Source organism: Acinetobacter sp. YH12112 (assembly GCF_013418945.1).
GTDB lineage: Bacteria > Pseudomonadota > Gammaproteobacteria > Pseudomonadales > Moraxellaceae > Acinetobacter > Acinetobacter indicus.
The window spans coordinates 12,824-37,942 of record NZ_VPBA01000026.1 but is presented as its reverse complement, the minus strand read 5'-3'; the positions used below and the strand labels follow the sequence as shown (position 1 = coordinate 37,942).

Annotated in this window: 22 protein-coding genes and 1 tRNA gene; 4 read left to right on the top strand and 19 right to left on the bottom strand. The window is 46.9% G+C overall.

The window, feature by feature from the left end; genetic code table 11:
* Window positions 1-46: 46 nt before the first annotated feature.
* The 4 genes from FTU50_RS10580 to FTU50_RS10565 form a co-directional block, all read right to left on the bottom strand.
* The gene (locus FTU50_RS10580) at window positions 47-1,366 is read right to left on the bottom strand and encodes an adenylosuccinate synthase (RefSeq protein ID WP_005177019.1); all 1,320 of its coding nucleotides are present in this window, start codon (window positions 1,364-1,366) and stop codon (window positions 47-49) included.
* Window positions 1,367-1,437: 71 nt separating this feature from the next.
* Entirely contained in the window at window positions 1,438-2,604 is a 1,167-nt protein-coding gene (locus FTU50_RS10575) for an ATP phosphoribosyltransferase regulatory subunit (protein ID WP_180045933.1), read from the bottom strand.
* Between the two features lie 297 nt (window positions 2,605-2,901).
* On the bottom strand, window positions 2,902-3,216 hold the full coding sequence (locus FTU50_RS10570) for a hypothetical protein (RefSeq protein WP_005177014.1): 315 nt from the start codon (window positions 3,214-3,216) through the stop codon (window positions 2,902-2,904).
* A 162-nt stretch (window positions 3,217-3,378) separates the two neighbouring features.
* Window positions 3,379-4,413 (bottom strand): type I glyceraldehyde-3-phosphate dehydrogenase, encoded by a 1,035-nt coding sequence (locus FTU50_RS10565; RefSeq protein ID WP_075166664.1) that lies wholly within the window; start codon window positions 4,411-4,413, stop codon window positions 3,379-3,381.
* A gap of 405 nt (window positions 4,414-4,818) precedes the next feature.
* Between FTU50_RS10565 and alaS the strand changes: the two genes are divergently transcribed.
* The 3 genes from alaS (at window position 4,819) to csrA (ending at window position 9,352) form a co-directional block, all read left to right on the top strand.
* Window positions 4,819-7,512 carry an alanine--tRNA ligase gene (gene alaS / locus FTU50_RS10560; RefSeq protein WP_180055077.1) on the top strand — a complete coding sequence of 898 codons (2,694 nt, stop codon included), beginning with the start codon at window positions 4,819-4,821 and terminating at the stop codon, window positions 7,510-7,512.
* Between the two features lie 60 nt (window positions 7,513-7,572).
* Entirely contained in the window at window positions 7,573-8,853 is a 1,281-nt protein-coding gene (locus tag FTU50_RS10555) for an aspartate kinase (protein WP_163142276.1), read from the top strand.
* A gap of 244 nt (window positions 8,854-9,097) precedes the next feature.
* Window positions 9,098-9,352 (top strand): carbon storage regulator CsrA, encoded by a 255-nt coding sequence (gene csrA / locus FTU50_RS10550; protein WP_016658388.1) that lies wholly within the window; start codon window positions 9,098-9,100, stop codon window positions 9,350-9,352.
* Window positions 9,353-9,417: 65 nt separating this feature from the next.
* On the opposite strand, the gene rnhB is transcribed toward csrA, so the two are convergent.
* The 15 genes from rnhB to efp all read right to left on the bottom strand — a co-directional run bounded on the left by rnhB (window position 9,418) and on the right by efp (window position 23,716).
* Window positions 9,418-9,996, bottom strand: coding sequence for a ribonuclease HII (gene rnhB / locus FTU50_RS10545; RefSeq protein WP_104469946.1), 579 nt, complete (start codon window positions 9,994-9,996; stop codon window positions 9,418-9,420).
* A 61-nt stretch (window positions 9,997-10,057) separates the two neighbouring features.
* The gene (locus FTU50_RS10540; RefSeq protein ID WP_005177001.1) at window positions 10,058-10,435 is read right to left on the bottom strand and encodes a hypothetical protein; all 378 of its coding nucleotides are present in this window, start codon (window positions 10,433-10,435) and stop codon (window positions 10,058-10,060) included.
* A gap of 102 nt (window positions 10,436-10,537) precedes the next feature.
* Window positions 10,538-11,749 carry a glycosyl transferase gene (locus FTU50_RS10535; RefSeq protein WP_104469893.1) on the bottom strand — a complete coding sequence of 404 codons (1,212 nt, stop codon included), beginning with the start codon at window positions 11,747-11,749 and terminating at the stop codon, window positions 10,538-10,540.
* 13 nt (window positions 11,750-11,762) lie between these two features.
* On the bottom strand, window positions 11,763-12,521 hold the full coding sequence (locus FTU50_RS10530; protein WP_104488765.1) for a mannosyl-3-phosphoglycerate phosphatase: 759 nt from the start codon (window positions 12,519-12,521) through the stop codon (window positions 11,763-11,765).
* A gap of 145 nt (window positions 12,522-12,666) precedes the next feature.
* The gene (locus tag FTU50_RS10525; protein WP_104490313.1) at window positions 12,667-13,665 is read right to left on the bottom strand and encodes an adenosine deaminase; all 999 of its coding nucleotides are present in this window, start codon (window positions 13,663-13,665) and stop codon (window positions 12,667-12,669) included.
* 67 nt (window positions 13,666-13,732) lie between these two features.
* Window positions 13,733-15,055, bottom strand: a complete 1,323-nt coding sequence (locus FTU50_RS10520; RefSeq protein ID WP_005176982.1) for an NCS2 family permease — start codon at window positions 15,053-15,055, stop codon at window positions 13,733-13,735.
* Between the two features lie 344 nt (window positions 15,056-15,399).
* The gene (locus tag FTU50_RS10515; RefSeq protein ID WP_104469891.1) at window positions 15,400-15,636 is read right to left on the bottom strand and encodes a hypothetical protein; all 237 of its coding nucleotides are present in this window, start codon (window positions 15,634-15,636) and stop codon (window positions 15,400-15,402) included.
* A gap of 208 nt (window positions 15,637-15,844) precedes the next feature.
* Window positions 15,845-16,273, bottom strand: a complete 429-nt coding sequence (locus tag FTU50_RS10510) for an I78 family peptidase inhibitor (RefSeq protein ID WP_104487431.1) — start codon at window positions 16,271-16,273, stop codon at window positions 15,845-15,847.
* Between the two features lie 208 nt (window positions 16,274-16,481).
* A tRNA-Val gene (locus FTU50_RS10505) sits at window positions 16,482-16,558 on the bottom strand.
* Window positions 16,559-16,589: 31 nt separating this feature from the next.
* Window positions 16,590-18,599, bottom strand: coding sequence for a DUF3488 and transglutaminase-like domain-containing protein (locus FTU50_RS10500; protein ID WP_104469889.1), 2,010 nt, complete (start codon window positions 18,597-18,599; stop codon window positions 16,590-16,592).
* 2 nt (window positions 18,600-18,601) lie between these two features.
* On the bottom strand, window positions 18,602-19,513 hold the full coding sequence (locus FTU50_RS10495; RefSeq protein ID WP_075174776.1) for a DUF58 domain-containing protein: 912 nt from the start codon (window positions 19,511-19,513) through the stop codon (window positions 18,602-18,604).
* Between the two features lie 2 nt (window positions 19,514-19,515).
* On the bottom strand, window positions 19,516-20,466 hold the full coding sequence (locus FTU50_RS10490) for a MoxR family ATPase (protein ID WP_180069762.1): 951 nt from the start codon (window positions 20,464-20,466) through the stop codon (window positions 19,516-19,518).
* 97 nt (window positions 20,467-20,563) lie between these two features.
* Window positions 20,564-20,863 (bottom strand): YbdD/YjiX family protein, encoded by a 300-nt coding sequence (locus tag FTU50_RS10485; protein ID WP_005176838.1) that lies wholly within the window; start codon window positions 20,861-20,863, stop codon window positions 20,564-20,566.
* An 11-nt stretch (window positions 20,864-20,874) separates the two neighbouring features.
* Window positions 20,875-22,974, bottom strand: a complete 2,100-nt coding sequence (locus FTU50_RS10480) for a carbon starvation CstA family protein (protein ID WP_180069760.1) — start codon at window positions 22,972-22,974, stop codon at window positions 20,875-20,877.
* A 172-nt stretch (window positions 22,975-23,146) separates the two neighbouring features.
* Complete coding sequence (gene efp, locus FTU50_RS10475) at window positions 23,147-23,716, bottom strand: elongation factor P (RefSeq protein WP_104472972.1); 570 nt, start codon at window positions 23,714-23,716, stop codon at window positions 23,147-23,149.
* Between the two features lie 378 nt (window positions 23,717-24,094).
* Here efp and epmB point away from each other — a divergent pair, with 378 nt between their 5' ends.
* Window positions 24,095-25,111 carry an EF-P beta-lysylation protein EpmB gene (gene epmB, locus FTU50_RS10470; protein WP_075166650.1) on the top strand — a complete coding sequence of 339 codons (1,017 nt, stop codon included), beginning with the start codon at window positions 24,095-24,097 and terminating at the stop codon, window positions 25,109-25,111.
* The last annotated feature ends 8 nt before the right edge of the window (window positions 25,112-25,119 follow it).

Sequence of the window (25,119 nt, the reverse complement as noted above, 5' to 3'; positions counted from 1 at the left end):
AAAAACCCTGTGCAGGCACAGGGTTTTTTCATTTCAGCTTAAACGATTAAGCTTCAAACGGATGACGCAGAATAATGGTTTCTGCACGGTCTGGACCGGTTGAAATGATGTCGATTGGACATTCAATTAACTGCTCAAGACGCTTGATGTAGTTGATTGCATTTTCTGGCAATTGTTCAACACTGGTCGCACCCACAGTTGACTCAGACCAGCCTGGCATGGTTTCGTAAATTGGCTTCAAGTTTTCATAAGCCAGCGCGTCAGAAGAACCGACACAACCTGAATCAGTGTTTTCATAACCCACACAGATTTTAATTTCTTCTAAACCATCCAATACGTCTAACTTGGTTAAGCAGATTCCAGACAGTGAGTTGACATCCACTGAACGGCGCAGGATTTCTGCATCGAACCAGCCACAACGACGTTGACGGCCAGTAGATGCACCAAACTCGTGACCCACGGTACCCAGGTGTTTACCAATTGCATCACCCACGTCATTTGCCGCATCGTAGACCAGTTCAGTTGGGAACGGACCAGCACCCACACGTGTGGTGTAGGCTTTAGTAATACCCAGCACATAGTCAAGATGTAATGGACCCAAACCTGAACCTGAGCTTACGCCGCCCGCAGTAGTGTTTGAAGAAGTCACATACGGATAAGTACCGTGGTCAACATCCAGCAATGAACCTTGCGCACCTTCAAACATAATGTTGTCACCGTTTTTACGGTAATTATGAATTTCAGTGGTTACATCAACCACTAATGGTGCAATCACTTCGCGCCATTGGTCACACAGCGCAATCACGTCATCCAGTTTAACTTCTTCAACACCGTAGTATTGAGTTAACTGGAAGTTGTGGTAATCCAGCAATTCAGCCAGTTGCGCACGTAATGCGTCACCGCCACGTACCAGGTCAGCCACACGTACTGCACGGCGCGCCACTTTATCTTCGTATGCAGGACCAATACCACGACCAGTAGTACCAATTTTGGCATTACCACGTTTTTTCTCACGTGCCTGATCCAGCGCAATGTGGTTCGGAAGAATTAATGGACAGTTTGGAGAAATACGTAAACGTTCTTTAACTGGCACGCCTTCCTGTTCAAGAATGGTCATTTCCTTGATCAGCGCTTCAGGTGAAAGCACCACACCGTTACCAATTAAGCACAGTACGTTTTCACGTAAAATACCAGATGGAATGAGGTGTAATACAGTTTTCTTACCACCAACCACGAGAGTATGACCTGCGTTGTGTCCGCCTTGATAACGTACTACCGCAGCCGCTTGATCTGTGAGCAGGTCGACGATTTTACCTTTACCTTCGTCGCCCCATTGGGTACCAAGTACCACAACATTCTTGCCCATAATAGCCTCATTACATCATGCTGTTAAAATTGAAAACCAGGCGCATGTGACATGAACACATGCGCTGGCGATTAAATTTTTTCGACCGTCCACTCACCGTTACGATTCACCAGCTGGTGAGTTGCATACGGTACAGAGCTTAAATCATCCTGACCCAATAACTGAATTACACTTAAGCCTTGGGTACGGATGGCCTGAATTGCAGCCAATAAATCTGCCTGATTGCCCTTTGGTGCAACCACCACCGATTTTGCTTCGAAACGACCGGCGCTGAGCGCATATAAGTCGCAAGAGAAACCGGTTGCCGGACGGGCACGACCAAAATGCTGGCCAATACCATCATAACGGCCGCCTTGAGCCAGTGGTGCCGCACGGTTTGGTGCATAAACGGCATACATTAAACCGGTATGGTAGTGATACGAACGCAGCTCTACCACATCAATCCCGATATGCAGATTTGGCCAGCGTGCCTGAATTTCTGCCTGGGTGGTTTTTACCGCATCAAAGGCATGTTTGAATTCCACATTGGCCAGCACATCGGCGCTTAAATGGGCTTCCAGTGCATCCAGATCACTGGCAAAACGGCCCAGCGCATAGAAATCTGAACCAAAGGCTAAATCCTGGGTAAAGTCCGCCAGTTCTGGCAAGGCTTTACGCTGATATAAATCGGACAGTTGACGCTCAGTGGCTTTGTTCAGACCGGCTTTTTGCACCAGACTGCGGAACAGCCCCACATGGCCTAAATCCAGGTGGATACCATCGGCCAGACCAGCTTCCTGAATCAGGCTGATCATCAGGTCAACCATTTCCACATCGGCATCAATACTGTCGGAACCGAACAGTTCGGCACCCAGTTGCAGAGGTGCACGGGTGGTATTAAAGCCCTGTGGCTTGGTATGCAAAACCGTACCAGCGTAGCAATAACGCGCCACACCATCTACCGGATGCACATGCGCATCAATACGCGCCACCTGTGGTGTCATATCGGCACGCACGCCAAGCAGACGACCAGACAGCTGGTCAATCACCTTGAACGTGGCCAGGTCTAAATCTTGATTCGATTCTGAAAGAGAAGAGAGAGATTCGATATATTCAATAAATGGCGTGTACACCAACTGATAACCTCGAGATGCGAGGAAATCCAGTGAATTACGGCGCAATGTTTCGATGACTTGCGCTTGTTCTGGTAATACATCAGCTACACCATCAGGTAATAACCATGTCTCTGAAATGGGCATGTTGTAAACCTAAATTCTTGTCTGCGCGGAACAAATCCGCATAAAAAAATCGGGAGCACACCCGATTTCTCCTAGTTTAGCACGATCAAATGGGCTGTGCATCGCAAATTTGATAATTTTCTCTGTCTGATCAATTCCATTGCAATCCTGCCCGACTGGAGCTGTCGTTTCGAGAGTAAAAGCTGTTTTTGCGGAAGAAGATAAAGGAGCTGGACACATCCCAAACTCATCATCTTTTTTTCAGGGCAGATGAAAATCATCTTCCCTCTGCCCTGCGTCCATCTGCTTAAAAAAGACTTATTTGACTTTATTCGGATCCAGCACTTGAGTAATTAAATTGACCAGCTCGACGTTCTGGGTTTCCAACTGGTGAATACGCTGCGCCGATTTATCCAGTGCTTCCTGCTGCACGTGCATTTTCTTGGCCAGATCCTGCATGATCTCTAAAGTCTTTTTCAGATTTTCTTCCAGACTGATGACTTTGTTTTCGAGCTGATGATTATCGCTTTGGCGATTCAAATGATCATGCTGGTTTTTAAACTGCAGCCAGATCAGAAAAATCACCGCTACGGCCAACAGTAAAATAAATCCCCAAAGTAGAATAAACATCATGTGTAGTGCTCGACTTATTTGTTTTGTTTTATCTTAACGAAAAATATAGCAAAAAGGCGAAAAATCGCCTCCGACCTGTCAATGCCCGGCTGTGAGCGTGTTTCACCCGGTTAGACCACCGCCCTGCAGTCCAAGCTTAGGCAAAGATTTGATAGATAGAAATTAATGCGCCTGATGGGCAAAAGATTCACATAAATCCAGTAAACGGTTGGCATAGCCCCATTCATTGTCATACCAGGCAAAGACTTTGGCCTGATGCCCGACCACCATGGTCTGGGTAAGATCGACAATTAAAGAATACGGCGAATGGTTAAAGTCACTCGATACCAGCGGCTCATCGGTGACCTGCATAATTTCGGCATAATCCTGCTGCGCGGCTTTCACCAGCACTTCATTCAGCTTATGTACGGTAATGGGTGACTGGGAAATAAAGCTGACATCAATGGCAGCGACATTAATGGTGGGCACCCGAATTGAATAGCCATCAATACGGTTTTCCATTTTGGGCATCACCTGTTTTAAGGCGCCTAAAGCACTTGAGGTGGTCGGAATAATATTCTGACCCGATGCACGTGCACGGCGTAAATCACGGTGCGCATGATCCAGCACCGACTGATCAGCCGTGACAGCATGAATTTCAGTCATCAGCGCGGTTTCAATACCAAAAGCATCATCCACAATTTTAACCAACGGCACCAAGGCCTGAGTGGTACAGGAAACACTGGAAATAATCTGGTCTGAGGCTTTGACCTCATGATGATTGACCCCGTAAACAATGGCGGCATCAACCGTGTCAAACGGTGCTGCGCCAATAATCACCCGTTTGGCACCGGCATGAATATGCTGGGTTGCGGCTTCACGCGAACGGAACAGGCCGGTACATTCCAGCACCACATCAATATTTAACTGCTGCCATGGCAACTGTGCCGGCTGTGGCTGGCTCAGCACCTGAACTTTCAGCTTGGCTTCACCCGATTGTATGCACAGATAAATCTGTTCCTGTTCCAGCTGGATTTCTACCTGCCCCGGAAAACGGCCATGGGTTGAATCGTATTTAAACAGATGTAGTAGCGTGGCAACATCGGCAACGTCATTAATCGCGACAATATCAAAATGAAATTCTTTAGGATTTTCAAACCAGGCACGCAGTACATTTCGCCCAATTCGCCCAAAGCCATTAATCGCCACTCGTTGCATCCGTATTCCTTCAAACTGCACATCAATCTTGTCTGTGCTTATGTTAAAGGATTTCCGCCAGACACGGCGAATAATTCCTGCCAAACTCAGCAATTAATTTAAACCTGTCCAATATTTAAGCAGTTAGCAGTACTATTTTCTGCTTGATAAAAAGAAGCAGGATGCACGGTAACTGGCTAAACCGCAGCAATGACAACAGCTTGTGATTTCACAGCAGATTAGATGACTTTGAGGTTTGGGTTTTCGCCGCAGATTTGTCATCAAAACACTTTAAAATCATTGGTGAGTGTGGCTTTTTCCGTTATAATTTGGCGTTTTTAAATTTTAAGCCCGTATAACAGCAGAGAAAATCTTGTCAGACTGTTATGCTTTTAGCCAAATCGAGAATTATGGAGTGACTTGGTTGTGAGTACTCGTTTTATGACATCAGCTGAAATTCGTGAAGCATTTTTGCGTTACTTTGAATCGCAAGGGCATACACGTGTCGCGTCGAGTTCTCTGGTTCCCGCCAACGACCCAACGTTGCTGTTCACCAATGCTGGTATGAACCAGTTTAAAGATTGTTTCTTAGGTCTGGAAAAGCGCGATTATGTCCGTGCCGTATCTTCACAAAAATGTGTACGTGCCGGTGGTAAACACAACGACCTAGACAACGTCGGTTATACCGCGCGTCACCACACCTTCTTTGAAATGTTGGGTAACTTCTCTTTTGGTGATTACTTCAAGCGTGATGCGATCAAGTTTGCCTGGGAATTCCTGACCGGTGATGAATGGTTAGCCCTGCCAAAAGACAAACTGTATGCCACGGTTTACCACACCGATGACGAAGCATTCGACATCTGGAACAAGGAAATCGGTTTAGCACCAGAACGTATTATCCGTATTGGCGACAACAAAGGCGAGAAATACGCATCTGATAACTTCTGGGCTATGGGTGATACCGGTCCATGCGGTCCATGTTCTGAAATTTTCTTTGACCATGGCGATCATATCTGGGGTGGCCTACCTGGCACACCTGAAGAAGATGGCGACCGTTTCATTGAAATCTGGAACAACGTCTTTATGCAGTTCAACCGTACTGCTGATGGCGTATTGCACCCGCTTCCTGCTCCTTCGGTCGATACCGGTATGGGCTTGGAACGTATTTCTGCCGTATTACAGCACGTCAACTCCAACTACGAAATTGACCTGTTCCAGCATCTTTTAAAAGCGGCAGCTGAAATTATTGGTTTAGATACCACTGCACTTGAAGCGGAAGCCAAAGAAAAAGGCACACCGGTTCAATATCCAGCTTCACTTAAAGTGGTGGCTGACCATGCCCGTTCTTGCTGCTTCCTGATTGCAGATGGCGTCAATCCGTCTAACGAAGGACGTGGTTATGTACTGCGCCGTATTATCCGCCGTGCCGTGCGTCATGGTAACAAACTCGGTGCAACCGGTTCATTCTTCCACAAAATGCTGCAACCGCTGATTGAAGTAATGGGTGCGGCGTATCCTGAACTGGAAGCTCAAAAAGCACGTATTGAAGCGCAATTACTGAAAGAAGAAGAACAATTCGCCAAAACACTTGAGCAAGGTTTGAAATTGCTTGAAGGCGAACTGGCGAACTTAAAAGGTTCTGTGATTCCAGGCGAAGTGGTATTTAAACTGTATGACACTTACGGTTTCCCGACCGACCTAACTGCAGATATTGCCCGTGAACGCGACCTAACCATTGATGAAGCTGGCTTTGAAGTTGAAATGGCAGCACAGCGTCAACGTGCACGTGATGCCGGTAAATTTGCCATCGACTATAACAGCGTAGTCAAAGTGGATGGTGAAACCCAGTTTGATGGTTACGATGCCACTGCAGGTCAAGGTCAAATCATTGCCATCTATAAAGATGGTGAACAGGTTGACGAAGTCGCTGAAGGTGATGAAGCACTGATCGTACTGAACCAAACGCCATTCTATGCAGAAAGCGGTGGTCAGATCGGTGATACCGGTATTTTCAAAAACGACACCGGTATTTTTGAAGTGCAAGACACCAAAAAATCGGGCGGCGCTTTTGTACACCAAGGTATTGTAACCATGGGTAGCCTGAAAGCAGCACAAAACGTGGAAGCAATTGTCAAAGCGGACATTCGTGCTGCGACTGCGCGTAACCACTCTGCCACTCACCTGCTGCACGCTGCGCTGCGTCAAATTCTGGGCTCACACGTACAGCAAAAAGGTTCACTGGTTGCATCAGACGTATTACGTTTCGACTTTGCCAACGATCAGCCGGTTTCATTTGAACAGCTGCAAGAAATTGAACGTCTGGTGAATGCTGAAGTGATTGCCAACACACCAGTAACAACTGAGTTACTCGATATCGAATCGGCCAAAGCCAAAGGCGCGATGATGCTGTTCGGTGAGAAATACGGTGATGAAGTTCGCGTACTGTCTATGGGTTCAGTAATTGAAGAGAAAAACTTCTCGATTGAACTGTGTGGCGGTATTCACGTGAAACGCACCGGTGACATCGGTCTGTTCAAAATAACCTCTGAAGGTGGTGTGGCTGCAGGCGTGCGTCGTATTGAAGCGGTGACAGGCACCAAAGCGATTGAAGCTGCGCAAAAAGCTGATCGTGACATCAACACCATTAATGCGCTGTTAAAAGCACAGAAAGAGCAAACCATTGAGAAAGTTGAAGCAATTGTTGAAACAGCATCTAGCCTGCAAAAACAGATTGAACAGCTGAATCAGAAACTGGCCAGCCTGCAAGCGGGTGAACTTTTAAGCCAAGTTCAGACCATTGCTGGCCGTGCAACACTTATTACCACTGTTCAGGGTATGGATGCCAAAGCACTGCGCAACCTGCATGACGGTGTGAAATCAAAATTAGACAACGCAGTGATTGTACTTGCCGGTGTAGAGGGTGACAAAGTGAGCCTGATTGCATCCGTTGCAAAAGACTTCACTACGTCTATTAAAGCAGGTGACATCATCAAACACTTGGCTACTGAGCTTGGTGGTAAAGGTGGTGGTAAACCTGACTTAGCACAAGGTGGCGCGCCACTAAACGAGAAGTTTGCAACCGTGATGGCAGAGTTAACTGCCTGGCTGGAAGCAAAATAACTTCACTTTTGTGTAACTGACCCTGGCGGCAATCAGGGTCATGGCTTATATGGAACAACTATGGCATTAATCGTTCAAAAATATGGCGGTACTTCTATGGGTACGCCCGAGCGCATTTTAAATGTTGCTCGTCGCGTAAAGCGCTGGCATGACCATGGCCACAAGGTGGTCGTTGTTGTATCAGCAATGAGTGGCGAAACCAATCGCCTGCTCGCTCTCGCGAAAGCCATTACCGACACCCCTGACCCACGTGAACTTGACCAGATGGTTTCTACGGGTGAGCAGGTAACGATTTCCATGTTAGCTATGGCGCTCAATTCTATTGGCGTAGAAGCTAAATCTCTAACCGGTCGCCAAGTCGGAATTAAAACTGACAGCGCGTTCACCAAAGCCCGTATTGAAGCGATTGACACCGATGTCATGACTAGTCATTTAGATGCCGGCCGTGTGATTGTGGTTGCAGGCTTCCAAGGTGTAGACGAGCAAGGCAATACCACAACTTTAGGCCGCGGTGGTTCAGATACAACCGGTGTTGCGTTAGCCGCAGCATTAAAAGCAGATGAATGCCAGATCTACACCGATGTTGATGGTGTATACACCACTGACCCGCGTGTTGCGCCAAAAGCAAAAAAAGTGGATCGTATTTCCTTTGAAGAAATGCTAGAAATGGCATCTTTAGGCTCAAAAGTCCTGCAAATCCGTTCTGTAGAATTTGCTGGCAAATATCAGGTGCCTTTACGCGTACTATCTAGCTTCGATAACGACAACGATGGTGCATTTGACGAAGAGTTTAAAAACAACGTCGGAACTCTTATTACTACTGAATTGGAAGACAACATGGAACAGCCAATTATCTCAGGTATCGCGTTTAACCGTGACGAAGCTAAACTGACTATTCTCGGTGTGCCAGATGAGCCAGGTATTGCCTCTAAAATCTTGGCCCCAATTGGCGCTGCCAACATTGAAGTGGATATGATTATCCAGAACGTTGAAGAAGATGGCACCACTGATTTCACCTTTACCGTAAACCGTGGTGAACTAGCCAAAGCCAAAGCGATTCTTGAAGCGACTGCACAGGAAATTGGTGCACGTGAAGTTGCAACCCGTGACGACATCGTGAAAGTGTCAATTGTCGGCGTGGGTATGCGTTCACATGCTGGCGTAGCGAGCAAAATGTTCACCGCACTTGCAGACGAAGGCATCAACATTCTGATGATCTCGACCTCTGAAATCAAAATTTCAGTGATTATTGAAGAGAACTATTTAGAGCTTGCAGTTCGTTCACTGCACACGGCGTTCGGTTTAGACCGCGAGTCAGGTGAATCAAGCGCGCGTGCTTAATCTGTAGTCAGCAATTATTGGAATTGTCAGACAATATTGCGAAAAACTACAAAAAATCAGAGCCACTATAGTATTTTTTATAGTGGCTCTGTTATATTGAAATAATGAGAATTAGAAATCTTAACAGAATTGTATCCGACAAGGTTTTGTCAGGGAGAGTTCTGATAAAATTTCGCTTGAAATATTTTGTGCTTTTCAAAACTTTCAAATCAATGCAGGTTTAGCATTTTGCAAGGAGATAAACATGCTGATTCTGACCCGACGTGTCGGAGAAACATTAATGATTGGGGATCAAGTCAGTGTTACTGTACTTGGTGTCAAAGGCAACCAGGTGCGTATTGGTGTGAATGCGCCAAAAGAAGTGTCTGTTCATCGTGAAGAAATTTATCAACGTATTCAACATGAACGTGCCATGCATGAGCATTTGCAACATCTCGATCAGGATTATCAGCCTTCTTATGAAGATGATAATTACCCACAAAATAACTTTAACCGTTAAGACTTAAAGTTATCTTGTTATAAAGCGGCTCTACGGCCGCTTTAAGTTTTTTCAGCGCTTCAAAATTATTGTTGCTCCAGCAAAGCCAGCGCTTTACGTACAGGTCCAAAACTACGGCGATGCTCTGCGGTTACGCCATGCAAAGCGATTGCTTCAAAATGCGCTTTGGTCGGATAGCCCTTATGCTTGGCAAAACCAAACTGTGGAAACTTCTGGTCCAGTTCCAGCATCTGCCGGTCACGGGTCACTTTAGCCAGAATACTGGCTGCGGAAATTTCGGCGTGCAAGGCATCTCCACCCACCACCGCTTCACATGGCATGCTTAGTCCTTGTGGGATTTTATTGCCATCGACCAGGACCTGATCGGGCTGGAGCTGTAAGGCTTCAACCGCACGGCGCATAGCCAGCAGCGAGGCCTGTAAAATATTCAGCTCATCAATTTCAGCCGGACTGGCTTCAGCAATGGCCCAAGCAAGGGCTTTTTCCTGAATCTCAATGAATAACTTTTCACGTTTCTTTTCACTCAGTTTCTTGGAATCATTCAAGCCCGCAATCGGATTGTTCGGATCCAGAATGACTGCCGCAGCCACCACGGTTCCCACCAGAGGCCCGCGCCCTGCTTCATCTACACCAGCAATTTTCATCGACATTATTACCTTCAATAAAATAGGCTGAACCTGTCAGCCTATTTCTTTCATCTTGCGCTTATTGTACTGCTTCTTGCACACAAGCATGAATGGTTTTTGATACAACATTGCTCACAATGGTGGCACGCGCTGCCGGGTCAATCGCTGCTGTCGCCAAGTCTACCGCAGTCACATTTTGTGGTGCTTTTTCGCTGACACAACCACAGATTTCAGTCTGGATATTTTGCTTTTGGGTGCTGGTCATGACTTTGGTGGCCGTTTGCCATGCCGGAATGTTGTTTAGCTCTGTGACACATTTGGCATTAATCGCAATTTTCAGTGCTGCGCCGCCCAATTGCTGGGTCGTTGTTGCCGCTGTAGGCTGAGTGGTGCCTGTAGATGCACATGCGCTTAACAGTAATGCCAGCGGTGCTAAAACATAAGCCAACTTTTTCATGTATTTTCCTTCAGTTTTGCGTCATTTTACCGGCCTATTTTAAGGGCTTTAGCGCGGATTCGGTTTATCTTTTTGACCGCAATGCACAAATAAATGGCAAATTTAAGCATTATCCAGGGCAACTGCCTGCTTCATATCCGCAAATACCGTTGGACAGGCCGATTGCACCCGGTTCCAGCTTGGAATAAAAGACTGCTGGTTCGGATAATTCATAAACTGCTCCCCTGCCTCGACAATACTCTGAGCAAATAATTCCACCACATTTTCTTCGCTGTGCCGGTCATAGTTCAGGCCATTGGTGGTGGCATCATAATAATAGTGATCAATCAGATCCAGCGCATTACGATAATAGGCCGCGCGGATAATCCGAATATTGTCCAGACTGACCTGCACCCCCAGCGCCGCCAGCTTACGGAAAAATGCCAGTGCGATATCCCGGCTCATCCGTTTTAGGCCGCCATCCCCATTGGCGGTGGTGACTTCCTGATGTTTATGTTCATAATCATCGGCAATATCGACCTGACAAATACGCTTGGTGGAATAGTTACGGTAAATTTCCGAGAGCACGCCGATTTCCAACCCCCAATCGCCCGATACCTTCAGATCACGCAGTGCTTCGACATGAATTGCCATTTCCCCCGACAAGGGATAACGAAAGGCTGAAAGATAAAGCAGATAATCCAGCGGCCCAAAGACTTTTTTCAGCGCCTGCAATAAAGGTGACACCAGCAGACGTGATACCCGACCATTCATTTTCCGGTCAGCCACCCGCGCATAATAACCTTTGGAAAACTGGAAGCTGAATTGTGGATGTACCATCGGATAAATCAGCCGGGCCAGCATGTCACGCTTATAGGTACGAATATCGCAATCGTGCATCGCCACCACCTGACTCTTGCCTTCGGCCATGGCATAACCGGCACAATACCAGACATTACGACCTTTGCCACGCTGCAAAGGCGCGACATTTAACTGATTTAACTGCTGATGCAGCTGCTGCAAACGTGGTCCATCATTCCATAAAATCACATGGTTTTGCGGCAACACCGAGAAAAATTCCCGCGCATGGGCAAACTGCTCCGCATTGGCCTGATCCAGACCAATAATAATCTGCTGGATATAATCGGCGCCTTTCAACTCTGCGACAATCTGGGTTAAGGCCGGATGCTCAAGCTCGGAATATAAGGAGGGTAAAATTAAGGTGACCGGTTTGGACTTGGTAAATTCACGAAGTTCCTGTTCGTATTCATGTAGATGGCGCTGTTTTAAATCATGTATTGTTGTAATCATGCCTTCTTGTGCAAAATCGACCATCATCCTCTCCAGTTTATTGTTGTAAAAAGTGCTGTAATCCTTCTGCCCAACCCGCTGGTGCCTGCTGCCGGGTGAAGTACACAGAATCGTGTTCTAATGCCAATGCTGCTTTATACGGCCGTTTGACCACCACAGCATGCTGACAGGCTTTCAGCATATCGAGATCGTTTTCACTGTCCCCCAGCCCGATACATACCGTTTGCGCCGGATAAAACCGTTTCAGCCAGTTCACTGCCAGCGATTTATCACAGTCCCGGCTTAAAATATGGCTAAAGCGTCCACCATGAAGCATATGCAAATTACTGGCCAGATATTGCGACAATGTCGTCTCATCTTCGGCTCGGCTGTCCGGATTCCAGATAATGACTTCGCTATACGGACGTTCTAACGCCCGGGCTGCATCATCCAGCGCCAAACCGGTCAGCGCTGCAATCTGCGCAGCATCACAATCACTAAAGCATTGAAAATTTAAGCCATAGTCTGTTTTTAACTGCTGGAGCTGTGCAGCAATGTCGGTACTAGATAAGGGACTTTGATAGTCATGCTGCGTATTAAAATAGATATATGCCCCATTTTCAGCCACAAAAGGCATGCCGCTTAAACCGAGCTGTTGCTGCAAATGGCGGATTTCCGCTGCGGTTTTACTGCTACATAAAATGACAGGAGAATCCGGAATTAAACGCTGGATCAGCTCTGTGTTCTGCCCATAGCTGTAATTATCATGATTTAATAAAGTCCCATCTAAATCTGTAAAAATTATAAATTTTGGCATCTGTACTTATATTGGCTTTATCTGTGTAGAATCCTATAAGATTCTTAGCCTAATATTGCTTTAACTTACTTTTTTATAACAAGAAAGTAACAGGCCTACATGAAGTAGGCCTATTTTTTTCATCATTTTATGAAACTAGATGCGCTTATAACGCTTGGATTTTTTCAATCCAGGCCTGTTTCTGCGCTGCTGGCAGGAACGAGGCTTCAAAAGAGTTAATCGCCAGTTGCTTTAACTCATCTGCCGTTAAATCTAACGCTTCGGTAATGGCAATAAAGTTGTCATTCATATAGCCGCCGAAATACGACGGATCATCCGAGTTAACCGTCACCTTCACGCCCTGCTGTAACAAACGGCGGATATTGTGCTGCCGCATATCCTGCACCACGCACAGTTTTAAATTACTGAGCGGGCACACCGTAAGCGACATTTCATCCTGAATCAGACGCTGCATCAGTGCCGGATCTTCTTCAGAACGCACGCCGTGGTCAATACGATTCACTTTCAGTAAGTCCAGTGCTTCCCAGATATATTCTGGTGGACCTTCTTCACCGGCATGCGCCACCACCAAGAAACCATATTCACGGGCTTTGGCAAAAACGCGGGCAAATTTAGCAGGTGGATGCCCCACTTCGCTAGAATCCAGACCGACTGCAATAATCTGCTCTTTATATGGCAGTGCCTGTTCCAGCGTTGCAAATGCCGCTTCTTCGCTAAGATGACGCAAGAAACACATGATTAAACGGGAACTGATGCCAAGTTTGCTTTGTGCATCATCACAGGCACGTTGTAAACCGTTAATTACTGTCGCAAAGGCAATCCCGCGGTCGGTATGGGTTTGCGGATCGAAGAACATTTCGGTATGCACCACCTGATCTTCGGCACACTTTTCAAAATAGGCCCAGGCCAGATCATAAAAGTCCTGCTCATGTACCAGCACATTGGCGCCGGCATAATAGATGTCTAAAAACGACTGCAGGTTATGAAAGTTATAGGCTTCTTTGACTTCCTCGACTGACTGATATGGAATGGCAATATTATTACGCTGCGCAATGGCAAACATCAGTTCCGGCTCAAACGTCCCTTCAATATGGACATGCAACTCTGCCTTGGGTAAGGCGCGAATCAGCTCAAGTTGATTCATCTCTCATCCTCATGAAAATAAAAAAGGGTGCAAACCGAGTTTACACCCTCAAAATGGTTGCTGGGGATTAACCGCCAAATAACGCGAATTTTAATGCCCACAATACTGCAATAATCCACACCATATACGGCACAGATGAGGCTTTACCGGTCAACAGCTTGATCAGCGCATAGCTAATAAAGCCCATGGCAATACCGTCTGCAATCGAGTAGGTAAATGGCATAAATACGATGGTCAGGAAGGCTGGAACCGCTTCAGTAATATCTTCCCAGTCAATATGTACAATGCCCTGAATCATCAGCACACCCACAAATAACAAGGCAGGTGCAGTAGCAAAGCCCGGTACCGATTGGGCCAGTGGCGCCAGGAATAAACACAGTACAAACAGCACCGCCACCACTACAGCCGTCAGACCGGTACGGCCGCCCGCAGCAACACCAGCAGACGATTCAATATACGGTGTGGTTGAAGAAGTACCCAGTGCTGCACCCGCTACAATGGCAGAGGAGTCAGCAAATAAGGCTTTTTTCAAACGTGGCAATTTACCATCTTTGAGCAGGCCTGCACGGTGTGAAACGCCGACCAGGGTACCGGTTGAGTCAAACAGATCGACCAGGAAGAAGACGAAAATCACCCCGATCAGGCTGGCAGTAAACAGACCTTCAAAGTCCATTTGCATGAACGTTGGCGCGATAGACGGGATTTCACCGACCACACCTTTAAATTCACTTAAGCCCAAAGCCGTAGAAATGGCCGTTAACACCAGAATACTGATGATAATTGCACCACGCACCTTGAATTGGTGCATCACCACAATCATCAGGAAGCCAAATAAGGCCAACAGCACTGAAGGCTGTTTCAAGTCACCCAGACCCACCAAAGTCGCCGGGTTATCGACAATAATGCCTGCGTTTTTTAGTGCAATTAAGGCCAAGAATAAACCAATCCCGCCGCCAATGGCCAGTTTCAGGGACATTGGAATGGCATTGACAATGGCTTCACGAATTTTGAACATGCTGATGGCAATAAACACCAGACCGGATACAAACACCGCAGCCAGCGCAGTTTGCCAAGGCACACCCATGCCCAGACAGACCGAATAGGTGAAATAGGCATTCAGGCCCATACCCGGTGCCAGCGCAATCGGATAGTTGGCAATCAGTCCCATCACCAGACAGCCAATTGCGGCTGCCAGACAGGTTGCAACAAAGACAGCCCCGTGATCCATCCCGGTTTCGGATAAAATCATTGGATTGACAATAATGATGTAACACATAGTTAAGAATGTGGTTACACCGGCAAGAACCTCAGTACGAAAACTGGTCTTGTTTTCGCTTAACTTAAATAAGCGCTCAAGCACATTTTCTGAAGATGGATTAGGAGTCGTCATGACCTCGCCCTTGTAAATAAACTTAAATACCCAACAGTGATGCGAAAGTACGGAGAAAATTCATCCCTACCCCTAGCATTGCCAAGCAACGGATATGCCAAAAGTTACACGCACAGGATAAGTCTATTTAGCCATTATGCTTTGAGCCCTTAACAGCTCAAATCAGATAAATTCTAAACAAAAAAGCCGCATAACTTTATGCAGCTTTACTTACCATAATTAAATCAACTATTTAAAAAATAAATACGCTAATTTAATTGTCTAATGGGTAAATTATATCACACTGATTTTTCATTGTTTCTAAAATTTATCTTTAATTTTCATTCAGAGCATTTCATGCTGAATTAGAATTTTTGGCCTAAACTTCCAGCCCGCTCAATAGAGAGGTCGATCTGTCGCAGATGATCATCCAGCGATGAATGGGGTGAAGCCCGATCTTGTTCAATCAGATGCAGAGAGTCGCGTGCCTCCTGCACAATATTCTGCATTTCTTGTTGTCTGCGGTGTTGTTCCTGCTGAAACACCCAGACCATTAACAGGACAACCATGACAATAAAGGTCACGATCAGGATTTGCCTCATGTTCTTTACTATTATTAAACAAATTTAATTTATACTAACAGAAAAATAAACAATATGTGAACCATGTCACAACTTTCAGTTTGTGTATTAATCAAATTTTAACAATTCAAGCATTCAATTGGCCTTTAACTCACTCCTACCCTCACCTATTGAAATTTCAATTTCCTGACACCCATAAAAAAGTCCGCACTAGGCGGACTGTTTAGCCTTAACCGCAGGATGCTTGCACAATTTTATTACTGTTCGGATCAATGGTTACTGTGACTCGGTCAGCGCGATAATCCATGGTGACCGGCTGGCCAGGATGGACGCTGCGAACAATTTTGGCCTGGGTCCGCTGCTTGATTTCGCTCTGTGGCAAACTGCCCGATTGCCCAATCAGTTTTTTGGCTTCTTCTGCCACACACTGGCCTGGCTGCTGACGGAACAGCGCCCATTCTTCAACGATATTGCCATCTGGCAAATGGCAATAGCCCACCTGACCACTGTGTTCGTCTTTAATTTCCAGTCGGCCGCCCTGTTCAATACAATATTGACTGGCCGGATTGGCAAGTCCTACCTGTGCTGGGGGTTGCTGTACGGTGCTACAGGCCATAAGCGAGGCTGCAAGCGCAGCAAAAAGAACAATATTTTTCATGGGCAGTATTCTTGTATAAAAAATATTAGCCTAGCAAATTTTACTGGACCTGCTGTGTCTTTTTGCAAAAGAGGGAGAAAGCTTCTTGTTAGTCTTGATGAGGGACAGCTTTGACTTATATAGAGCTATTACTGATAAATTGGTGGATGGAGAAATTACAGACATTAAAAAAGGCTTATAAGTGTTTCACTTATAAGCCTTTAAAATTTGGTAGGCATATCCAGACTCGAACTGGAGACCTCTACGATGTCAACGTAGCGCTCTAACCAACTGAGCTATACGCCTATATGTGACGCATCATATTCACTTTTAAATTTTATGACAAGCCTTTTCTATGATTTTTCAATGCAGATGCACAAGAATTCAGCAATGCTTTGAATTTTTTCAAATCTGCCTCAGAAACCTGCTCAGATGCATACTGCATCTGCTCATATAACTGCACGGTCTGCTTAAACACATGATGCTGCTGTGACTCAGCCTGAGCCGCCAAACGAGACATCCACATATTAAAGGTTTCAGCAGGCTTTTTCTGTAATTCAGGCGGTAACGGCTTCGAAAACGTCTGCAACAGCCGGGCAAGTTTTGGCTGCCGGCGAAGATGTTGATAATACAACCAGGCCATATATAGCCCCAGCAGCCCCAAAATAGTCAGTACCAGCATCAGGATATTGGCATAGCTGGAATGCAGCCCCAGTTTGGCCAGCCAGCCCCGCTGCGATTCGGCGTTATAACCCACCACCTTGCTTTGCCATTGATAGCTGGCATAGTCGCTCCAGATACGCAGTTTATTCATTAAATGATAATGCCGATAAGTCCAGCCACTGCCGCGCTCGCCCAATACCGCCTGATCTTCCGCAATCAGGTTTTGCATGCCCTGCTCAACCCGCTGCGGACTAATCATTGCTGTCGGGTCAAAGCGCTGCCATTTACCATTTAACAGCACTTCAGTCCAGGCATGCGCATCCAGCTGGCGTACTTCCCAGCTTTTGCCATCCGGGGCCAGCTCTCCGCCCTGATAGCCCGTGACCACCCGTGCCGGAATTCCGACATAACGCATCAGCATCACAAAACTGGAAGCATAGTGTTCACAAAAACCCTGACGCGACTGAAACAGGAACTCATCAACACGATGCTGCCCCAATCGCCCCGGGGTTAAGGTATATACAAAGCCATTTTCCCGATACCAGCGCAGCACCTGCTGCACATAACGCTCAGGATCCTGTCCGCTGTGCAAAAATAAACGCTGGGCCAATTGTTGTGCTTGCAGATCCTGCTGTACCGGAAATTGAGTATTGATGCGTAAATTCAGATGAGCATTACTCACGGTCTGAGCCTGGATATCGCCGATCCAGCGCAACGGAATCGGCTCGACCCGCTGGGTTAAACGCCGCGGTACAATGCCCCAATCCTGCTGGCTATAATAACGGCGCTCCAGCGGTACCGATTTCTCCAGCCCCATCACCCAACGCACGCCCGGGTCAGCCGCCAGATATTGATAATCAAAACTACGCGCATGCGCCGGCTGCAATACATCGCTACGCATTAACGGCTGCTGGTTAACAAAGCTGCTACGCCAGCGCTGGCCATCATATTCATCCAGCACCATCGCCCGCCAATACAGTTCATGCCGTGGTGGCAGTTGCTGCACATCGCCAATAATCCGAAAGGCCAGGGCGCTAGATTGCGACAGCTCGGCAATATCGCCCGGCGACATGCTGTCACTAATTCCGGTAATGCCTTTATTTTCCGGAATCGGAATATGCCACAGTGGCGGCAGCCGTGGGAAAAACATAAACAGCAAGACAAAAAATGGCAGTGCATACAGCACAAAACGCCCCACATGGCGGGCATCGCGCTTTAAGGCCTGTACAGCCGAGGCCTGATATTCAAATTCGCTGGTTTGCAGGCGATACAGCCCGATCAGGCAACTCAGCAGGCTTAAAATGACCATAAAGGCCATCCAGATTGACTGGCTAAACAGGAAAGAACTGGCACTAACAAATAGCGCGAAATTGAACAGGATAATCACATCGCGCCGAGTTCGGGTTTCGAGGGCCTTGGCAAATAAAAAGGTTGATAACACCGCCACGCCGGCCTCTACCCCAATAAAGGCACGGTACTGTAAATAAATACTCAGCAGCGCCAGCGCAATCAGGCTAAAGGTCCAGTATTTGGCAATCGGCTGACGACCGGGCTGCAGACTGAAATACAGACTAATCAGGATGATGATAAAAATTATACTAAGCAGCACAGGCAGATAGATCAGCTGTGCCAGTAACAGCAGGCCCAGGCTTGAGAGAATCGAGATACGGATACTAGAATTCATCTTTATGCCTGCGCCAACAGTTGTTTGGCCTGCTGCAATTGCTGCTCGCCACAAGCGGCCGGCAGTTCTGCCTGCGGCAAATACAGGGCATAGGCACACTGCTGCTGTTCACACTGCTCGACCAGGCCCATCATCAGGCTGAGTTTTTCTTCATGCGATGTGCTGGGCATCTGCGCATAGTCAATTTCAAGCTGCTGCTGATTCTGATATTGCTCAAAGACCTTGACGTATAAGCCCTGGCCACGCGCCACCTGTTTCCAGGACACTGCCTGCAAGGAATCTCCCAGCTGATAACTGCGCAGCTCCCGGAATTCATCTAAATCCGGTTCTTCGTTGTGCCGGTTGTGTTTATTTTCAGTGGTGTGCTGTGCCGCTTTCGGTGCAATCCAGGCAAAGTCATTGAAATACAGATAGGTCCAGGCACGCACCAGACCAAAGGGATAAACCGAATATAACTGGATGGCCGGATAATGAAACTTGCCGCGCTGGGCAGTATAAAAAGCTAAGCTATACTGCTGCTTGGCTTCACTCAGCGCCAGTTTATGCAATTGCTGATCGACCTGAATCCACAGATAACGCAGCTGTGGCGTATCCTGCTGAAAAAACAGGTGCAGCTGGACATTTTCCCCGGCCTGCCCGACCTGCTGTGCCACCACCTCGAGCTGCAAGCCATGCAGCTGTTTAAAGGTCAAATAAAAACTGATGCATAAAATCGCGCTAATTAAAAAGCAGAAGCCCAGAATCAGGTTATTGGCATAGTTAATGCCGGCCACAAAGGTAATCAGGATAAGCACCAGATATAAATAACCCTGCTGATAAATAAATACCAGCACATCTTTTTGCGTGAGGCGTTTTTTCTGCTGAAATTGAAAACGCTTTTCCAGCCAGTGCTGCCAAAAATTCTGCCCGAGCATACTTAGCTGACCTGCACCTGTTGCAGCAGCTGCTGGGTTTCGCCCTCACTTAAACCAATACGATGTGCCACCACCGCCACAAAAACCGCCTGCACATCATCCGGAGTGACAAAACTGCGCTGTTCAATTAACGCATGTGCCTGGGCGGCTTTTTTCAGGGCCAGTACTCCGCGCGTCGACAGACCATGCCGGTTTTTACGGCTGGCTTCAGCCAGATCCAGAATATAATCCTGCACCGCGTCACTGACATATAGATGATGCACCTGCTGCTGCAATTCCAGGATTTCATCTTCACTAAACACATGCTGCAAACTGGCAATCAGGCTCTGCCGGGAAGATTGCTGTAGCAACAATTTTTCCGCATAGCGCGATGGATAGCCCAGTGATAAACGCATTAAAAAGCGATCCAGCTGCGATTCAGGCAACGCATAGGTTCCGCTCTGAAATAGTGGATTCTGGGTGGCAATGACCCAAAATGGTTGCGGCAATTCATAACGTACACCATCGACCGTGACGTTACCCTCTTCCATCGCTTCCAGCAAGGCACTCTGGGTTTTCGGGCTACAGCGGTTAATTTCATCGGCCAGCAGAATCTGGGTAAAAATCGGGCCCTGCTTAAACTCAAACTGATGTTCTTTCTGATTAAACATGTTCACCCCAATTACATCACTGGCCAGCATGTCATTGGTAAACTGAATCCGCTGAAATTTCAGTCCGGCCAAATGCGCCAGACTGCTGGATAAGGTGGTTTTGCCCAGGCCGGGTAAATCTTCAAACAGCACATGGCCGCCAGCCAGTAAACAGACCAGTGCCAGTTTGGTTTGCTGCTGTTTATCTAAAACAATCTGATTGACCTGTTCAAGGAACTGCTGGATTTTGGGTGCATAGCGCTGCAGCTCGCTCTGGAGCTGCGCCTGATCGTGTACTGGTTCCGATTTCTCATCCTGTTTCATGCCCCAAATCACCTTCATTCCCCAAATAAAAACGGTGTATGCCCTAACATACACCGTTTTGTTTTTTTTCTAAAGAAATCAGATGATTTCTAGATTTTTAACACGGACACTTCTTCAGGTTTCCAGAAGATGGATAACGTGAATCGACACAGTGCCGGTAAAAGGTTTTGGCATCCATCGCTTCCAGATCCGGATGATGCTGCCGCATGTGCTCCAGATAGGTCTGATAGTCAGGCACCCCGACCATCAGCCGGAAACTTTGCTGCAGACGCTGCCACAGTGTGGCAATCCGCGACCAGTTTTTAGGATTCAGGATTAAATCCTTCTGCGACATCACGGTCATTTTGATGATTTTATAAATCACCGTTTTACCCGCTCGAGCAAATTTCAGATTCATCTTCTCGCTCCTTAATGGCCCTTGGCCGGCTGAATATCTTCAGGATCGCGGTAAATTGCTTCTGCCTCATGCACGGTTGGTTCCGGATTGGCCAAGGCGCGGCGAATCACCCCAATCGCAGCAAACAGCATCACAAACGCCACAATCATAAAGAAGCCACACAATGCCGCATTAATCTGGTTCGACATTGCCACAGTCTGCATTTCCGCAATACTTTTGGCTGGTGCCAGAATTTCATTATTGGCAATCGCGGTATTGAAACGCTCTGCCTGCGCCAGGAAGCCGATCTTCGGATTTTCGTGGAAAATCTTCTGCCAGCCAGCAGTCATCGAGGTGATAAACAGGAACACGGTCGGGATGATGGTCACCCAGACATATTTCTCTTTCTTCATCTTGAACAGGATGACAGTACCAAGGATGAGCGCCATCGCAGCCAGAATCTGGTTACCAATACCAAACAGTGGCCATAAGCTGTTAATCCCGCCAAGTGGATCGACCACGCCCTGATAGACGAAGAAGCCCCAACCAGCCACCGCAACCGCCGTCCCCAGCAAGTTACCAAAGAAGTTGTGTGATTTTTTCACCGCAGGAATCACAATACCCACGGTATCCTGAACCATAAAACGGCAGGCACGGGTACCGGCATCCACCGCTGTCAGAATGAATAATGCTTCAAACAGAATGGCAAAGTGATACCAGAACGCCATCATTTCGCGGCTATTGAAAATCTCGGTGATGATATGGGCCATACCAATTGCGAAGGTTGGCGCACCACCAGTACGGGACAGAATCGAGTTTTCACCGACTTCCTGAGCCAGCAAGGTCAAGGCTTCAGGCGTGACCACAAAACCAAGGTTACGCACCGCTTCTGCTGCAGTATCTACCGAAGTACCCAATAAAGCTGCTGGCGAGTTAATCGCGAAATACACGCCCGGATCAAGTACCGCGGCACAGATGAGTGCCATAATCGCCACGAAAGATTCCATCAACATGCCGCCATAACCAATCATACGGATATCGCGTTCGTTGTTGACCAGTTTTGGCGTGGTGCCTGAAGACACCAGGGCGTGGAAACCGGAAATCGCACCACAGGCAATGGTAATAAACAGGAATGGGAACAGCGAACCGGCAAATACCGGACCAGTACCATCCACAAACTTGGTGACTGCTGGCAGTTTCATTTCCGGCATGGCAAATAAAATACCAATGGCCAAGCCTGCAATGACACCAATTTTCAAGAAAGTCGACAGATAATCACGCGGTGCCAGTAACAGCCACACTGGTAAAACCGACGCAATAAAACCGTAAATGATCAATGCCCAGGTCAGTTCAGTCCCCGATAAGGTAAAGAACGGCCCCCAGTACGGATGCTGTGCAATATTTTCACCGTAGATAATACCGAACATCATCAGCACAAAACCGATAATCGACACTTCTGCAATTTTACCCGGACGGATAAAACGCATGTAAATGCCCATGAAAATGGCAATCGGAATGGTGGCGGCAATACTGAATACACCCCACGGACTGTTGGTCAGGGCTTTCACCACCACCAGCGCCAGTACCGCCAGGATGATAATCATCACCCCAAGTGCACCCAGCATCACGATAATACCGGCAAAGCTGCCCAGTTCCTGCTTGGCCATTTCACCCAGTGAACGGCCATCACGACGGGTCGAAATAAACAACACCAGGAAATCCTGTACCGCACCGGCCAGCACCACCCCGACCAGCAGCCAGATGGTGCCCGGTAAATAACCCATTTGTGCTGCCAGAATAGGACCAACCAGCGGTCCGGCACCGGCAATTGCAGCAAAGTGATGGCCGAACAAGACACTTTTATTGGTCGGAACATAATCTAAACCGTCGGCCAGGCGATGCGCGGGAGTTAAACGCCTAGCATTGAGTTCAAAGACTTTATTGGCAATAAATAAACTGTAGAAGCGGTAAGCAATGCTATAGACACAGGCGGCGGCGAGGACCAGCCAGACTGCGTTTACATGCTCACCACGGCTGAGTGCCAGAATCCCGAAAGACACTGCACCCACAATAGCGACGAGCAGCCAGATAATTTTCGAAGTTAGGCTCGACTTCGTTGGTAATGTTTCCATTCAATCCCTCATATTTTCGATGCATACAAATCAGCGTGATTGTTGTTGTTCGAGGTACTGCTGTTTTCCCTTGCGACTTTACGCCTGTTCTTTTGCTTTTCCTCTAAGACTTTGGCATAAAAAAAGGGATGATTGATCATCATCCCTTCGATAATAGTATATTTTTACACCATTATGCACGTTCTAAATATTCACCAGTACGAGTATCTACACGAACGCTTTCTTCTTGCTGAACGAATAATGGAACACGTACCACAGCACCTGTTTCAAGTTTCGCTGGCTTACCGCCACCGCCAGAAGTATCACCACGTACACCTGGATCAGTTTCAACAATTTTTAATACCACGAAGTTCGGAGCGCTGACGTTTAAAGGCACGCCGTTGAACAACATAATGGTACATTTTTCATTAGAATCGTCTTTTAACCATTTTGCAGCATCGCCCATAGCTGTTTTATCAGCTGCGATCTGTTCAAATGTTACAGGATCCATGAAGTTCCACATTTCGCCATCGTTGTACAAATATTCCATTTCTACTTCTACGATGTCTGCAGCTTCTAGAGAATCACCAGATTTAAAAGTTTTTTCTAATACTTTACCTGTTTTAAGGTTACGTAATTTCACACGGTTGAAGGCCTGACCTTTACCTGGTTTTACGTATTCGTTTTCCATGATTGAACATGGGTTACCATCAAGCATAACCTTAAGGCCTGACTTGAATTCATTCGTAGAATAATTGGCCATGACTGGCACACTCCAAACTTACTAACTTTAAGCTATCGATGCTACGGGCTGTTGCGATGTCATTTAGCAAGTCTGACACGAACATTAGTTGCCACATGCACATTCATTTTATGTGACGTATTCTAAATGACCAATATACCTTGCCGCAATGAAAAATTCTTGTTTAACCGGCCGCTGCTGCCTAAGTTACAAGCAGATATCCATCTACCGGCTTTATTCCCAACTGGCAGATGCTTAAAATCAGCGCAGCTCGTTCTAGACTCCGCTTGGCCCGGATGTCCTGATTTTTCGCACACAAAGCACATTCCCAGCGCCTGCAAACTGTTAAACTAGCACGATTAGGCCTTGCCCTCCCACTTCCATGATTCTTTTTCCGGCATGACAAACTATTTGTATCAACAGCAAAACTGGCAATCACAGCTCAGTGATTTAATTACCGATCCTCAGGAGTTGCTGAATCTTCTGCAACTGTCGCCTGAACAGTTACTCTCCGGCGCAATTCTGGCATCTGAACAGTTTAAATTACGTGTGCCGCGTGCATTCGTCGGAAAAATGAAAGTCGCCGATCCCTTTGATCCGCTGCTGTTACAGGTCTTGCCACATCATCTGGAACTGGAAGATCATCCTGAATTTGTCACCGATCCCTTAGGTGAAGAACAGGCCAATCAGCAACCGGGTGTCCTGCACAAATATAAGTCGCGTTTTCTACTGACCCTGACCGGGGCTTGTGCAGTACATTGCCGCTACTGTTTCCGCCGCCATTTTCCCTATCAGGACAACCTGCCTAAAAATGAAGATTGGCTAAACATCAAGCAATATATTGAATCTCAGCCCGACATTAACGAAGTGATTTTAAGTGGCGGCGATCCATTAACGTTAACCAATCGACGTTTACAGAGCTGGATCGAACGTCTGGAATCGCTGCCGCAGATTAAATTTTTGAGAATTCATTCACGCGTTCCGATTGTAATCCCCAACCGTGTCGATGAAGCGCTGATTTCCATATTAAAAAACAGTAGGCTACGGATTATTCTGGTGGTACACTCAAATCATGCATCAGAACTGGATGACTTCACTTGCCGTACATTAAATACACTGGTGAAACATCATATTACCGTCCTGAATCAGGCAGTTTTACTTCGTGGGGTGAATGATTCTGCTCAGGTTCTGGTCGATTTAAGTTATCGCCTGTTCGATGCTGGGGTGATGCCGTATTACTTGCATGTATTAGATAAAGTGAAAGGTGCACATCATTTCGATCTGATGCCACAGGACATCGATCTTATTTATAAAGAGGTTTTAGCGAACTTGCCGGGTTATCTGGTTCCTAAACTCGTTAGGGAAATTGCGGGCGAAAAGAATAAAACACCGCTTTTTGGGGTTTCAACTGCTTGAATTTGAGT